Annotated in this window: 17 protein-coding genes; 2 read left to right on the plus strand and 15 right to left on the minus strand. The window is 60.3% G+C overall.

What is annotated here, in order from left to right:
• On the minus strand, positions 1–860 hold an 860-nt coding region (locus HMPREF2581_RS11070; protein ID WP_070867323.1), incomplete at its 3' end, for an NAD(P)/FAD-dependent oxidoreductase.
• Positions 861–1,418: 558 nt separating this feature from the next.
• On the opposite strand from HMPREF2581_RS11070, the gene HMPREF2581_RS11075 reads away from it, so the two are divergent.
• Positions 1,419–1,637 carry a hypothetical protein gene (locus tag HMPREF2581_RS11075; RefSeq protein ID WP_003158150.1) on the plus strand — a complete coding sequence of 73 codons (219 nt, stop codon included), beginning with the start codon at positions 1,419–1,421 and terminating at the stop codon, positions 1,635–1,637.
• On the opposite strand, the gene HMPREF2581_RS11080 is transcribed toward HMPREF2581_RS11075, so the two are convergent.
• The 12 genes from HMPREF2581_RS11080 to HMPREF2581_RS11135 form a co-directional block, all read right to left on the minus strand.
• Positions 1,634–2,290: a DsbA family protein gene (locus HMPREF2581_RS11080; protein ID WP_003158151.1), complete on the minus strand. Its 657-nt coding sequence runs from the start codon at positions 2,288–2,290 to the stop codon at positions 1,634–1,636. The two genes, HMPREF2581_RS11075 and HMPREF2581_RS11080, sit on opposite strands and share 4 nt — an antisense overlap.
• Positions 2,287–2,571 (minus strand): hypothetical protein, encoded by a 285-nt coding sequence (locus HMPREF2581_RS11085; RefSeq protein WP_003158152.1) that lies wholly within the window; start codon positions 2,569–2,571, stop codon positions 2,287–2,289. Before HMPREF2581_RS11085 ends, HMPREF2581_RS11080 begins: the two co-directional genes overlap by 4 nt.
• On the minus strand, positions 2,568–5,510 hold the full coding sequence (locus HMPREF2581_RS11090; protein WP_015060177.1) for a conjugative transfer ATPase: 2,943 nt from the start codon (positions 5,508–5,510) through the stop codon (positions 2,568–2,570). The genes HMPREF2581_RS11085 and HMPREF2581_RS11090 overlap by 4 nt, the downstream gene beginning before the upstream one ends.
• Positions 5,510–5,953 (minus strand): TIGR03751 family conjugal transfer lipoprotein, encoded by a 444-nt coding sequence (locus tag HMPREF2581_RS11095; RefSeq protein WP_003125338.1) that lies wholly within the window; start codon positions 5,951–5,953, stop codon positions 5,510–5,512. The genes HMPREF2581_RS11090 and HMPREF2581_RS11095 overlap by 1 nt, the downstream gene beginning before the upstream one ends.
• The gene (locus tag HMPREF2581_RS11100; protein ID WP_003158154.1) at positions 5,931–7,436 is read right to left on the minus strand and encodes a TIGR03752 family integrating conjugative element protein; all 1,506 of its coding nucleotides are present in this window, start codon (positions 7,434–7,436) and stop codon (positions 5,931–5,933) included. Before HMPREF2581_RS11100 ends, HMPREF2581_RS11095 begins: the two co-directional genes overlap by 23 nt.
• Positions 7,420–8,304, minus strand: coding sequence for a TIGR03749 family integrating conjugative element protein (locus HMPREF2581_RS11105; RefSeq protein WP_003125336.1), 885 nt, complete (start codon positions 8,302–8,304; stop codon positions 7,420–7,422). Before HMPREF2581_RS11105 ends, HMPREF2581_RS11100 begins: the two co-directional genes overlap by 17 nt.
• Positions 8,301–8,960, minus strand: coding sequence for a PFL_4703 family integrating conjugative element protein (locus HMPREF2581_RS11110; RefSeq protein WP_003158155.1), 660 nt, complete (start codon positions 8,958–8,960; stop codon positions 8,301–8,303). Before HMPREF2581_RS11110 ends, HMPREF2581_RS11105 begins: the two co-directional genes overlap by 4 nt.
• Complete coding sequence (locus HMPREF2581_RS11115) at positions 8,957–9,343, minus strand: TIGR03750 family conjugal transfer protein (protein ID WP_003125333.1); 387 nt, start codon at positions 9,341–9,343, stop codon at positions 8,957–8,959. The genes HMPREF2581_RS11110 and HMPREF2581_RS11115 overlap by 4 nt, the downstream gene beginning before the upstream one ends.
• A 10-nt stretch (positions 9,344–9,353) precedes the next feature.
• Positions 9,354–9,710 carry a TIGR03745 family integrating conjugative element membrane protein gene (locus tag HMPREF2581_RS11120; RefSeq protein WP_003159691.1) on the minus strand — a complete coding sequence of 119 codons (357 nt, stop codon included), beginning with the start codon at positions 9,708–9,710 and terminating at the stop codon, positions 9,354–9,356.
• A 17-nt stretch (positions 9,711–9,727) separates the two neighbouring features.
• Positions 9,728–9,967 (minus strand): TIGR03758 family integrating conjugative element protein, encoded by a 240-nt coding sequence (locus HMPREF2581_RS11125; protein ID WP_003125330.1) that lies wholly within the window; start codon positions 9,965–9,967, stop codon positions 9,728–9,730.
• On the minus strand, positions 9,964–10,302 hold the full coding sequence (locus HMPREF2581_RS11130; RefSeq protein ID WP_016561610.1) for an integrative conjugative element protein, RAQPRD family: 339 nt from the start codon (positions 10,300–10,302) through the stop codon (positions 9,964–9,966). The genes HMPREF2581_RS11125 and HMPREF2581_RS11130 overlap by 4 nt, the downstream gene beginning before the upstream one ends.
• 93 nt (positions 10,303–10,395) lie before the next feature.
• A complete protein-coding gene (locus HMPREF2581_RS11135; protein ID WP_003125328.1) occupies positions 10,396–10,695 on the minus strand; it encodes a DUF4177 domain-containing protein in 300 nt (99 codons plus the stop codon).
• A 217-nt stretch (positions 10,696–10,912) separates the two neighbouring features.
• On the opposite strand from HMPREF2581_RS11135, the gene HMPREF2581_RS31900 reads away from it, so the two are divergent.
• Positions 10,913–11,179, plus strand: coding sequence for a DUF2845 domain-containing protein (locus tag HMPREF2581_RS31900; protein WP_223703940.1), 267 nt, complete (start codon positions 10,913–10,915; stop codon positions 11,177–11,179).
• Between the two features lie 44 nt (positions 11,180–11,223).
• On the opposite strand, the gene HMPREF2581_RS33165 is transcribed toward HMPREF2581_RS31900, so the two are convergent.
• A complete protein-coding gene (locus HMPREF2581_RS33165) occupies positions 11,224–12,333 on the minus strand; it encodes a hypothetical protein (RefSeq protein WP_003125327.1) in 1,110 nt (369 codons plus the stop codon).
• Between the two features lie 131 nt (positions 12,334–12,464).
• Positions 12,465–13,946: a UvrD-helicase domain-containing protein gene (locus tag HMPREF2581_RS11145; protein WP_003109390.1), complete on the minus strand. Its 1,482-nt coding sequence runs from the start codon at positions 13,944–13,946 to the stop codon at positions 12,465–12,467.
• Between the last annotated feature and the right edge of the window lie 6 nt (positions 13,947–13,952).

A 13,952-nucleotide genomic window follows, 5' to 3' on the forward strand; every position in this document is an offset into this window, starting at 1 on the left:
TGGTTCGTCGGCAACCAGCCTTCGTCGGCGGCGGATTGCGACAGGCCACACTCCCTGACGACATCCACTGCGCGAATCGGCGGCGTCGCCATGAGCAGGTCGAAGGGCTGCTCATCGCCCTCTTCGGAATAGGCGATGCGCCGCTCGGGGTCGACCCTGGCCAAGGTGAAACCACGCTGGAAACGAATGCCACGCTGCTCGAATAGACTCGGCAGGATCTCGCAGGTTGGCCGTTGCAGGAACAGGCAGTTGCGTAGCAGCTGGGCAGTGGTGGGATAGGTGTAGACGATCTCCACACGTTCGCGGACGCCCCGACGGCGCAGATAGTCATCGAGCATCAGGGTGGTCTCCACAGGCGCGATCCCGCACTGGTGGGGCACGTTCGGTGTTTTCGGGAAACTCACCGTGATGAAAATCCGGCCCGACTCCAGGTTGGCAAGGCGCTCCGCCAGCCGGCGCGCCGGCTGGTACTGGTAGAAGTGCTCGCCGGCTTCCTTCAGGCCTTCAATCCGCTCGGGAGCCGGCACGCAGCCAGTGGCAATGACCAGATAGTCGTAGCCGTGCCGCTTGCCACTGCGGGTATGCAGTTCTTGGCGAGCGAAATCGAAGCGGACCACCTGGTCGACTCGGAACTCCACTTCTGGGCGCAACAGCGAACGTTCCGGTCGCTTCAGATCTTCCAGGAAGAACTGCTGAAAGGCGACGTACATGAACGCCGGCTTGTAGTAGTGATCGGGCGAATCCGATAGCAGCATCACCTGCACTCTGCCGCTGAGGACCTCAGCGTAGAGCCTGGCCACGAGAAGGTTGGCGAGCATGGTGCCACCTACTCCGCCGCCGACGATGATAACTCGGTCCATGATCCCCTGCTCTTGTGTGATTACTGCAAATACCTATAGCCCAGAGCCAGGAGTTGATGAGGAGGATTTACTGTGAAACTTAGTAGGTATGGCGGAAAAATCTGCGCTGTGTTGGAAGGTTACCGCTGAAATGCCGGGGATCCTGGGACAAGGCCGCAGTCAGTTGTTTCTCGAGGTGTTCCAGGGGCGTCCCGAAGCGGAACGCGCGAAGATCCGGTAGCAGTGACCGGATGAGTCTTGTCGGTGATGATCCAGGTTTCGGCCTGACTCGCGCCGCTCAGCAGTATCAGTAGTAAGCCAACGACCAGCATTTGTGGCCGCCAGCCAGGGGGAGAGTGATGGAGAAGCATGGGTCTGTACCGATTCGAGGAAGGTACAGACAGGAGACAGGATCGCTTCCGATGGAGCTGCAGGAAATCATCAACTCGTAGGTGGTGTATTTTTTCGAGCCGTGATCGAGCGCTGCTGCGTACATAAGTAGGGGTGACGCCTTCATGTCCTGGGTAGCATAATTCCTGTATGTAGCTGGCTAATTGATGTTAAGGAGTGGTCGAAGTCATGGAGCGCTTGCTCGAGAGCATTTACATCAATGCCCGGCCGGCGATGGAGTTGAGGCTTAGCCTCACCAGCTCCGGCCGCAAGAGAATTGTGAAGATGGTGGATGGGGAGGAGGTCGAGGTTCTGCCAGGTGAAGTGCAGGGCATCTTGGAGGCCCAAAAGAGGGATGTTGGGATCCTCGCCGATTTCTTAGCCAAGAGTCTCTTGGCGCGACGCTAGAGATCCTTGGCTAGCCAGTCTATCGCCGACAGCAACGTGGTTTCGTCGGCCATTCCCTCCAGCTTCACGCTTCGTCCCGTCTGGTTGTCCCGTATGACCAGGGTCGGGGTCGCTGTAATGCCGTTCGACCGTGCAGTGTCGATGTCCGTCTTAATCAACTGGTCCACCAGGTCCATGTCTTTCGCACATTTCTCCAGTCGAGACTGGTCCAGTTCAGGAAAGTCCAATGTGCCGCCAGCCAGCCCGCCCCCGTTGCCGGCCGACTGAGCGAAGATCGCATCGATAGCGCTCCAGAAGGCTTTGGCGCCGCCTTGGATCCCCGCGCACTCCACCAGGCGAGCCTGGTGGCGGGCCGCCTCGCCATGCATCTGCAGGGGAAGATGCCGCCAAACCAGGTTCACGTCCGGATGGCTGTCTACCCAGCGCTTAAGCCGCGGGGTGTAGACCTTGCAGAAGGGGCACTCCAGGTCGGCGTATTCATTGATCGTCCAGCGCGCTTTCGCATCGCCGTAGAGGCTGTGGTTGGCTGGCAGCCCCTTCACCAGAAGCTCTACCCCAACGGCGGATGCAGCCAGCAAGACCAGCAGCCCCGCCCAGGGCAGGGCGGGACCTTGAAATCGTTTCGCTGCCCAGCCGCCCTTCAACAGTCTCACGCTTGCCTCCGCTGTGGGGTTTCCGCGCGGTCCACGGCCTCGATGAGCGCCTGTTGGGCCGTATCAGGCTGTGGATGTTGTTGCAGCCATTCATCCAGGAGCTGCTTTATCTGCGGGACGATATCCCGGCGATCGACCGCCCTCAGTTGAATCTGCTGCAACTCTTCGATCAGTACAGGAGCGCATATCCTGAGCGTCTGCAGGGCATCTTCCTCGGGGTTCTGCAGGATCTGGGTCAGGTTGTCGATCAGGTTCTGGGTCAGCGAATTCAGAGCTCTCATTCGTCCTGGCACTCCACTGCCGGTTGGTCTGGGAAAATAATGGGGAAGGGCGGCAGGCCTCGCGCCTTGTCGAGATCCGCTGCGACCTGCAAGGCCGCCTCGAGCTCGTCGCAGCCGGTGGCTTGCATGATGTTGTAGCGCTGGTTCTTTTCTTCGTTCTCGGTCATTGCCAGGGCCAGGTAGAGGCTCGGGGGAACCACACGGAAGAGGTACTCCTTGCCCTTGGCCAGGAGCACGCCCTCGGTGAACTTGCCGCTTTCCTTGCGGGCCGAGAGCATCATCGACTTCTGCGCCGGCGACAGCTCGCGGAACCTGGAGATCTTCTCTACCTCGTCGGGGGGCATGTTCAGGCACAACCACCACTCGATCATGTTCAGCATCGGCGCCCCGGAGGCTGGGATGTCATCGATGTTCTGGGTGGCGAGCCAGAACCAGGCACCCAGTTTCCGCCACATCTTGGTGATCTTCATGGCGTAGGGCAGCAGCAGCGGGTGCTTGGTGATGATGTGCCCTTCATCGGTGATCTTGACGATGGGCCGGCCCTTGAACTGGTCGCGTTCGGCGATGTTGTTTACGGTGTTCAGCAACGAGATGTAGGCGATTCCGAGCTGGGCGGCGTAGCCTTCGCGCGCGTAGGTCGCGAAATCCACCACGGTGAGATCGGCTTCAGGCCAGGGCGTGCCTTCGCGATTGAACATCTCGCCGTCGGCGCCCATGCAGAACATCTGCATGGCTTCCGCCATTTCGGCCAGCCGCGCGCGTCGTTCTGGCGCGGTGCCATCGCTCCTGGAGGCCTGGTAGAGTGCATCGCGCACGTCCTGGGTCAGTACCGTGCGGTTCGCGGCGGCGCAGGTCCTGGCCGCCGCCAGGATTGCCTGGCAGATGGCGCTGCGATCGGCACGGGTCAGGCGCGCGTCCTCCTTCTCTTCGCCGCCGGTGATCATCAGGCGCGCGACGATCTCCATCTCGCCCAGGATGTCTCGCTGGTCGTCCTCGAGGTCGGTCTTGTTGCCCTGGACGGTAACCGAGTCCTCGATGTCTTCGGCATCCAAGATCTTCATCAGGTCGGGGCTCTCGACCAGCTTGATGGCGTCCGCGAACGGCGCCAGGCTGACCCCGGAGCCCGGGGCGAGGCGGATCCGGTGGACCGAGAGGCCAAACCGCTTGGCGAAGTCGGCCAGCAGGCCGAAACTGTTGCCCGCTTCCGCGACGAACATCCGTGGCAGGTACATGGCGAGCATCTGGCTGATGAGGTTGGTCAGGGACGCTGACTTGCCGGACCCGGTTGGCCCGAAGATGAAGCCGTGGGCATTCATCTGCCGGTCCAGCTTGTTGAACGGGTCGAAGGTCAACGGTGCACCGCCACGGTTGAACAGCGTGAAGCCAGGGTGCCCGGTACCGGTGGTGCGCCCCCAGATGGGCGACAGGTTGGCGATGTGCTGCGCGAACATCATCTGGGTGTACCACTCCAGGGCTCGCTTCTCGTTCGGATCGAAATTGCAGGGCAGCCAGCGCAGGTAGCTGTTCAACGGTGCGACTTCGTTCTGCGGTTCGACCGGCACCAGGCCGGCGCCGAGCAGCACGTTGCTCAGGGTGATGCAGCGTTCCTCCAACTGGGTATGGTCGCGGCCACGCACGAACAGAGCGATCGCTCCGCGATAGAGCTTGTGCTCTCGGCCGATCAGGCGTCTTACGGTGGCCACGTCCTCTCGGGTGTGGATCGATGCCTGGGTGTCACCAACGGCCTTTTTCGAGAGCTGCTGCAGGTGCCCTTCCAGCATATCCTGCGGCGTCACGACCATGGTGATGCACAGCAGCGTGTCCTCGGGCATGCGATCGAACAGGGCGTTGAGGCCATCGCCCTTGAGCGTCTCACCGGTGAAATGCCCTGTCAGCGGCGCCTTGTTCAACTGGTCGACCACGATCACTCGGTGCGGCATGGCATCGAAGAGCCATACGCCCTGGGTGGCATCGGAAACAGGCTGCCGATAGAACAGGTTTTGGGAGAAGTCGGTGCCGTCGGCCAGTGGTAATTCATCCTGCAGGATCGGTTCGTCCGGCCGGCAGACCAGTTCGTAGAAACGACGTAGATCCGCATCGGTCTTGCCGAGGTGATCCGGGTGCGGGTTGAACCAGCGGATCAACCAGTTCCTGATCTCCTGGCCGCTCATGCGCGAAGCGACGATACCGGCGTTCGCCAGGCCGCCTTGGATACGCTCGCAGATGGATTTCAGATACGCCGCCGGGTCCTGTCCGCGAATCTGCGCATCCGCGTTGCGGATCCGGCGGTAGACCACCATCCGCACGCGCCGCTGTTGTCCTCGCCAGGGCAGCTTGCTGACGGCGGTGTCGACGAACAGTCCGCCCGGCTTCGAAATGCCCTCCAGGTGATGCTTCATGAGCGCCAGGTACATCTCGCTGAAGGCCGATCCTCGCGCTCGAGGATGGACGTACTGCCTCAACTGCTCCTGGAAATTGTCCCAGCTGATCTCGTCCTGGGCGTAGAACTGGACGATCCAGGGCGAGGTTTCGTGCTCGTCGAAGGAGTTCTGCAGGGCTTCTTTCAATGCGTCCCGGGCGTTCTGCATCCAATTGGGATCGCGGCCCTCGGTGCCCAAGGGCACCAGCTCGAAGAACGCGGCGCGCGAACGCCCATCCTCCAGGAGCATCACTTGCTCGTCGGGCAGGTACTCAGCCCAGGGCAGCAGGTCTACGAACGATGGGTCGTGATCGTAGAGGCGTGACGCTTCAGCCTGCGTGGCGCCATTCTTGCTCCCGGTGTTGGGCAGAGGAATACCCATGGCGGCCAGTCGCGCCAGATAGCGCTCAGTCGCTTCTTCCGCGGCCGCTACGTCCAGCGCTCCTGAATCTTCGGGAGCCTCTGCCGGTACCGACTGAGGCTGTGTGCGACCGCGCAGAAGATTTTGAAAGAGGCTCATTAGTAGTCCTCCGTACGCTCGCCCGGCATGGCGTACTGGACTCGCTGGTAGAAGGGGAACACGGTGGTGTAGCCCGGTACCGGGGCGGGATCGCTGCCGGCCAGGTGCGGGAACACATACATGACCAGGTCGGGATTGGGCAGTCGTTTGAACTGGCTGTGGATCTCGTTGCTGGCCGTGCGGGTGTAGTCGGCCTGGTCGTTCGCGGAGGCAGCCTGCTGCGGATCGATCGGGCGCCGCAGCGTTTGCCTGGCATCGAGGAGCAGCCGGCCACGGCTGTTGCCTATCGAGCTGGTTGCACCTTGTTCCCAGACGTCGAGCATGTTGGCCTCGCCGTGGGGCAGCATCTCCTCCTTGCTGGTGGAGCACGCTGCCAGGGTCAGCGCGCAGGCCAGGCCGGCGCAGAGACGAAGAAGGGGGTTAGTCCAGGTCTGCTGTTGCATGAGCGGCTCCAGAGCTGTAGTCGACCTTGCGGCCCTTGAGTTCGTAGTCGATCGCCAGTTGCTGATCGAGATGCACGGCGACCCGCGCGCCCGGTTGCACGTAGACGGCGGCGAAGGCCTCCCCGTACAACTTGTTCATCCACTGCCGGATGTCGCCGACGCCGCCGGAGAGGATGCTGTTGAGGGCCGAGTTGCTGTTGGTTCCGGTCGTCCCGAAGCTGGTGCCGTTGCCGCTGAAGACGGTACTGGTGTTGTTCTCGTCGGCGTCCAGGAGTTTGGCGATGCCGGCCCCGGCAGCCGTGAGTAGGCTCTGATTGCCCAGGTACTCCTTGGCATTGGATCGGCGATCACCGGCGATGCAGGGGATGCCGTAGGGGTCGCTGATCCAGCCGAGGCCGCCCTGGATGGTTTTCTGGTCGGCGCTGGCGGTCTGGTTGTTGTTGCTCTGGTTGTCATTCACCTCTTCGGCCGGCGCCGGGAAGGTGCGCACGGTCCCGTCGTTGAACACGAACGTGAGGCTGCGGATCTGCCCACGCACGCAGGAGAGTGTCCAGTCGCCCGAGGCGGTCCCGCTGGCTACCGCGCCGGCGACGTCCGGCAGCTCGATGCCGTTGGCGGTGAGGTTGTCCGGGCCGATGAGGATTTTGAACGGGTAAGGATCATTGACCGTCCCGTCGACCGGCACACGACCGATCAGCGCAGACATGGCCACCGAGCCCATGAGCGTCGAGTTCTGCGGCAGCGTGTAGGTCTTGCGGACGAGCTTGCGGTTCTCGAGGTCGGATCGCTGTTGGCCGACGGGGTGCAGCCCGTCATCGATCCGCTCCAGCGCGTTCTGGCCGCGATCGACCGCATTGCCGAAGGAGGTCGGGAAGCTGAATCCGCTCGGTTGGGTGGTGGAGCCGGCGGCCAGCGGCTGGCCATTGGCATCGACTGCGCGGGCGTCCTGGGGCTCGATCCAGACGATGTCCGATGAAGACGAGCCCGCTCCCTGAAAGTGCTGGCCATCCTCTGGTCGCACGCCGAATCCTACGGGCAGGTCGGTGTCGCCGGCCTCGGGAACGTGGGTTAGGTTCTCGAGCCGTTTCTGTACTTGGTCCAGGATCGTCTGGCTACGGTTCTCCTGCTGTTGCTGCAGCTCCTGGGCGGTGTTGTTGAGCTTCTGCTCGATGTTCTGATCGATGTTGCGCAGGCGGCCCTGCAGGTTCTCATTGGCGGCTTTGAGCGAGTCATTCTCCTGGATGACCTTGCTGATCTGGTCCTTGAGCTGCCGGCTTTCCGCCACGATGGTGCGCAGTGTGTCGGCGGGCGTGTCGCCGTCGATGCCCAGGGTTGCCGCTTCTTCCGACGTTACCGTCGGGGTTGCGGCGCCTTGTGACTGCGCGCTTTCCTTCTTGCCCATCATGCTCACGCCGATCAGGATGGCGCCGATCACGACGGGGATGACCAGCAATTTCAGGAGGGGATTACCGGTCAGCGCCACGACGGCCTCCTTTGGGATCGATCTGGCTGATGGAGGAGGGCAGGAGCGCGTCGGCAAGGCCGCGGCCGCGCGTCACCAGATACACGGTGGTGGTGTCGGAAGCGTCGCCCCGGGGTCCCAAGTACGGGTGCTGGAAGGTTGCGGCGACGAAATTGCCCATCAGGTCCCTGGGATCCAGGGCCAGGTGCTGGGCGCTGGCATTCTGCAGCTTCACCGCCGTGACGTAGTAGTCGTCCAGCCGCCAGGCGCCCATGGCGGTAGCCGTGATGGGTAGGCTGGGGAGCAGGGTGGTCAGGTCGAGCTGTCGCTTGACGCGCACCTGACCGACGCCATCTACCGGTTCCACCGTGCGAAGCGGGGCATAGAGCATCTGCGCCGCATAGCGCGTCAGAACCACGGGGACGGGCGTTTCGCGCGGCACGGCCTTCGGTGCTTCTGCCTGCTCGGTCTGTTTCGCTGCTGCCGATGGCTGGGCTTCCCGGGGCTGGCCATAGTGCGGAGCCACGGGCTCGCCGGCGACGATCCTGACCGGCTCGCGCGGTTGTTGATCGGCTGCGGCTTCGGTGGCGGCGATATCGATGAGCATCTGCTCGCCATTGGTCGCGTCCTGCAGGCGCAGGCGCGCCGGAGGAATCGGCTCGTTGGCGAGCAGGTAGAGTGCACCGCCGGTACTCTGGACGCGCAACTTGCCCTGTAGGTCCCGAGGAACGCCAACTCGCACGTTCCTGTCGACGAATACAATGCGTTCCTGGCCGACCGTCAACGGAATGGCCAGCGGAATGCGCTCCCAGCGCAGAATCTCCACCGCTTGGGCCAGTGCGGGAAGGGCAAGCATCAGCAAGAGCGTGGCTGTCGACTTCCGGATCATAGACCTCCCTCCCGCTTGATGGGGGCGACCGGCTCCTCGAGTTCGATACGTTGAGGCGTATCGGAGTAGCAGTCCCACTGCAGGCCGAAGGGATTGGTCTCCGGGTCGACGTCGGCGCGGATGACGTGCAACGGGTAGCGGGCCAGCGCGCGCTTGATCTTTTCGCCGGCGTAATACTCCGTGCTGTCCATGTCCAGGTTGACGGTCCAGTCATTGATCGAGTGCTGGATCACGCGGCCATTGCTCTCGCCAATGCCTCGACCGGGGATTTCCGAGGTGGTGCGCTCGCGCCCCCTGAGCTCACCGGCGTTACGACGAAACTCGAAGTCCTTCTCCAGGAAGACTTTGCAGGCAGGCGTCAAGTAGGCGGCGTAGCGGAACAGGTTGCTCTTGTAGTCCGCCTCGCCGTCCTTGGGCCAACGCTGTACCTGCTGGAAGATGTAGAGGCCGAACGCATAGACACTCTCCGGCGGAATGTCCCACCACAACCGGGTGCTCCCTGAGCGCAGGTCGGGCGGAATGTGGATCCAGAGGTCCTTGCGGGCTTCCCAGACGCAGTAGGCCAGCACCACGATGACCATGCACAAGAAGCCGGTGATGAACCGGAACGTGTTGATGTGTGCCTGCTGTTGCGCGGTGTGTTTTCTGAAACTCATGGGGACTCCGTGCGTCGACTGGTCCAGGCGCCGGAGCGCGTCACCAGGCGACGGTTGCCGAAGACGGGAACGCGCAGCGAGAGGGCCAACTCCACCTGGCGGTAGAACCAGGTATCGGGCCGCCCCCGCTTCATCCGCCGCAGGACGCGGCTGCCGATACCCAGGCCGAGGGCGCCGACCAGCAGCGCGCCCAGTGGAATGCAGGCAGCGTTACCTGCGACCAAGGCAGCCGGGATGCCAAGTACGAACCCGGCTGCTCCGCTGGTGAAGACCGTGATCCACATTTCGTCCGCAGTCAGGCCGCCGATGACCACCGGTTGCCGGTTCAAACGGGTCGGCAGGAAGCTGAGGGTCCCATCCTGAAACAGATGCTCTTCGGGCATGGGAAGGCCCTTACATGATGGTGGTGGCTTTGGTGACGAGATAAATGATCAAGATCAGCAGGCCGATGCCTACGGCCACGCCCGCTCCGAGATCCGACCACTTCTTTTTCCCATCATGGATGGCGTGATAGGTGCCGTAGGTATGCCAAGCGACCCCCAGAAAGACAGCCACGCAGATGAGTAGCGCGAGGAGCATTGCTCCGTCATAGCCGAAGTTCTGGATGGTTTGCATGATTCCCGACCCTTCCCCGCGGCTAGGCGCCTCGGGCTTGGGGAGTGCAGCCAAGGCGACGCCTGGGAGTACCAAAGAGATGGCAGCCAGGCGCAGGCAGAGGGTGGACAGTTTCTGGAGGGTGAATTTCAGCATGAGTGTCTCCGTATGGGTCAGCTGAGGAGGAAGAAAGAGGTGATGCCGAGGAGGACCAAGATCCGTATCGCGGAAGCGCCGGCAGTGGCGCTGTCGAGGTTGTTGGTGGCCCAGCCGCGCCAGGTGCTGTACATCGCCCAGGCGGACCACAGCAGAAGGAAGGTCATCGCTGCTCCAATGAACAGCCCCTCGCCGGCCGATGGGGGAAAGCCAGCGGCGGCCTGGAACGCTGATGTCTGGGCTCCGCTCATGCTCACGGCATCGGCCCTCCGCGCAGGGTGTAATTCCCAGATAGGTCGGAAGGGTCACGCGGTTGGGCGCGGCTGGGCGTCATGTAGTCCTGCAGGCCTTGGCGGATGCGCTGCAGGTCAGCGGCCAGGCGTGAGTAGTCGAAGTAGAAGCGCTGTCCGGGCTCATCGGCGCCCTGGGCACTGCGGCGGGCGGTGTCCTCGAGGGCGTTGAGCTGCCGGATCATCACCTCCAGGTTCGCCTGCTCGGAGGCGCTCGCTGCGAAAGCTCCCTGTGCGACCAGCGCACTGCAGGCCAAGACGGCCAGGCAGCTTCGGCGAAGGGATGGATGTGGAGTGTTCACGGCGAATCTCTTGCAGATCAGGGTGCGATCAGCTTGCCGATCGCCCTGATTCCATTCCGCAAGAAATACTCGGCGCGGGTCCGGGGTATTTTTTTATGAGGTTGCGCGTTTGAAAAACAGCAGGTAGCTGACGGGCAGAGCGACGCCCCAAGCCCAGCCTTGGGCGTTTTGATTACCGATCTCGGTTACGCCCCGCATGAGTGGCTGAACGCTCACCAGCTCCCAGCCTTCCTGGCCCAGACGCACGACCTCGGCCCAGCGCAGAGGGTTGAGCAAGGCGTGGTCGTCGGGTTCCAAGGTGTCTTCTTTGTGTTTGAACATCGCGACGCCCTTGGTGAGGGTTTTGTAGGGAATGACGATGTTATCGACATGGTATTCGAAGGTCTGCTTCATGACGTGCTCCTGGAGTGGTTCGAGTAGAACCGCACGGTTTCAAGAGCAGGAGGAGGGCCTCAACCGAAAATACTAGGCCTAGCACCAGTGAATTTCTGGTGGTTGGCGGGTTTAGAGACACGTATGGACGTCTGGGTGTATATTTCATATATATTTCTAAGGGAGACGGCTGATGCTTAGAAACATCTCTATTGGAGTTTTGCTAGCCATGGCTGCTATGTTGGACAGTTATGGGGTGGCTGCCGCTACATTACGATGCGGGTCGGCAATTGTTAGTGAGGGTGACTTGATTGATGATGTGCTTAGGAAGTGCGGCAACCCTGATAGCCGTAAAGTTGAAGGGCCCGCAGTGGATGGTAGTGGCTATATGGTGCGGGGGGCTGCTACTGTCGAAAACTGGGTATACGGACCAAGGAATGGTTGGTACCAGAAGCTTAGGTTTGTCGATGGAAGGCTAGTTCAGATAAAAGGCAGTATGGACTAGGGTATAGCCGTGGATGGTGTGTTTTTCATCCACGGCTATAAGTCTCATCCGGCAGATGATATAAGGGTAAGGATATTTGCGATTGGTAGGCCTTGTGCGTCGGAAATAAACACGGTTGCACTAGCGCCTGCACGAGAAACTATCTGTTGTAGGTTGCTAGGATTAGACATGCCGCCGTTGTAATTGGCTTGGAATTGCTTGCTGGAACTTGCTATGTCTAGAAGTTCAAGTAGAGTGCTTTGGTTGGCGGATTGTGCGGAGTTCATACTGATTGATGTGTTTGATCCTGCCGCTCGCAGCGCCTGCTGGATGTTGTTTGAAGTGAGTTGGGCACCATTAAAGTTGGCGCTGAATTTTTTAGTGTTGCCCGCGATGTTGATGGCCTGTAAAAGGGTGGATATATTCGCCGCCTGAGCGGTGTTGACGCTGATACTGGTACCCGAGGCCGCAGCGCTGATCGCTTGCTGAAGGTTGTCTGCTGTTAGTTGTGCACCATTGAAGTCGGCGCTAAACTTTTTCGTGTCTTTGGCAGAATTGATGAGGGCTAGCAGGGTGCTTATATTAACCGCCTGAGCGGTGTTGACGCTAATGGATGTTCGGGTTCCTGCGGCGTCTAAAGCTTGTTGAATGTTGTTTGAAGTAAGTTGAGCGCCATTGAACTCTGCGCTGAATGTTTTTGTGTTACCTGCTGCATGAATAGTCTGAAGAAGGGCGGTTATATTTGCCGCTTGTGCGGTGTTGACGCTTATGCTAGTGTTTGTTCCTGCCGCATTTACTGCTCTAAGTAGATTGTCGCTGCTGAGTTGGGCTCCATTGAATTCTGCGCTAAAACTCTTTGAGTTGCCTGCTGTAGATATTGCGGAAAGAAGTATGTTTATATTAATGGCTTGTGCGGCTATTGCGGATACTCTGGTTAATGATCCTGCTGAATTTATGACTTCCTGAAGGTTGTTAGCAGTCAGCTCTGCGCCGTTGAAAGTTGTTGAGAGATTTTTTGTGTTTTCTGCAGTGGTTGTTGCCTTGAGAAGAGTGTCTATATTTAATGCTTGCGCGTTGCTTATGCTGATGGTTGTATTCTTTCCTGCTTTTGATAGGGCCTCTAGCATGTTGCTTGGATTTAGAAGGCGTCCGTCGAAATCAAGGATAAGCTTCATCTCAATGCTCCGCTGTGACCTAACGTTAAAGTCTTGGTGTGAGTACTTCCTAGGCTGAATGAGTTGGCTACAAAACTCTTTGCCTTATGTCAATGTCAGGCATTCGCTGTGACCAATATCATTTTTTTGAGTCATTTTTCACAGCTAGCTATCTGCTCCTTCAGCTTTCTGTCGTCCACGTACCGCTGCATGATCGACAGCACCAGGCTGTTGATGGCGAGGATCTTCATCGCGCGGGTCACTGCGACGTAGATCAGGTTCAACTCATCGTCGCGCTTGCCTGGGTCGGTGTCGGGGGCCAGCGGGTCCGCGTTGAAGTCGTCGTACAGGCAGACGAAATCCCATTCCAGCCCCTTGGCCTTGTGTGCGGTGGTCAAGGTGATTGTTGCGTCCAGCTCATCGTCAAGGGTCAGTGAGCGAAGCTCGAGGATCCGCGCCGGTAGATCAGGGTAGGTCGAGATGATCTTGATAGAGCGCAGCATTTCACTGTCTTGGCTGATCTCGGCGATCTCCACGTACTGGGTGTAGTCGCGGTAGTCCCGGAGCAGCTTTTTGTTCTGGACGTTTTGGCGCAGGCCTCGGCTGAATGCGTACAGATCCTCCAGGTCGCGCAGCGAGTAACTGTCGATACCGCCGACCCAGTAGAACTTGGGCGCCGGATTATTGCGCACACGCTGCAGGGCATTTTCGATGACGCCGATAACGGTGCGGTGAATGAAAGTGCGGTGAGGAAGGTCCGCCGGGAGGGACTTTTTCACCAGCGTCTGCGGGCCCAGTCCTTGAAGTTTCCGTGTCTCGCCCTTGTAGGAGAGGATGATGTTGGCCACGTGCGCAATCGCGGGGCCGAACCGCCAGCTCTGGGTCAGGTAGTGCTCCTCGGCGCCGACCATCCAGTCGCTGTTCAGGGCATCTTCCGCGCCCCTGAACCGGTAGAGCTGCTGATGGGGATCGCCGACGATAGCCATTCTGATGCGCTGCCAATGGGCAATGTCCGCGATCACTGGGTTGATGTCCTGTCCCTCGTCCAGGAGCATGCAGTCGAAGCGCTGGCTCAAATCGGGCTTGCTCAGTTGATACAGCTTCAGGTAGCCGTCATGGGGCATCAGCATGCCGGTGTCCTGGAGGTCGACCATGCGCCTCCAGACTACTCGCGCCATGTCCAGGCCCTGCTTGAGGAAGCGTTCCTGGGCACTGGTGAGGAACGCCTTGTCGCGGAAGCGCGGGAAGTGCGGTCGGCCGAGTTCCGCGTCGGCGCTGGCCATGTAGTTGTTCAGCGTGGCCAGCACGTCACGTACCAACTCCCAGTCTTGGGTATCGAGTCCGCGGGCGATATCGGTCAGACGCAGGTTCTTCGTCTTCTTGTGGGCGTACTGGATGCCGTACACCGCATGAGCCAGGCTGTGGGCGGTCTTGCACACTACGTTGCGGGGAAACTTGCCCTTCGCGGCTTTCTCCACCGAGCTGTTGTAGCAGAGATAGAGGATTCTCAGGGTAGGGTTCGCCTTGGCAAAGCCCACCAGGGTGGTGGTCTTGCCAGTGCCGGCGAAGGCTCGCACCAGGATCTTCGATGCCTTCGACTGGATGATCGGTGACTGTTCGTGAGTCCACTGCACGGCGGG

It is taken from the genome of Pseudomonas sp. HMSC057H01 (genome assembly GCF_001836405.1).
In the GTDB taxonomy this organism is placed as follows: domain Bacteria; phylum Pseudomonadota; class Gammaproteobacteria; order Pseudomonadales; family Pseudomonadaceae; genus Pseudomonas; species Pseudomonas aeruginosa.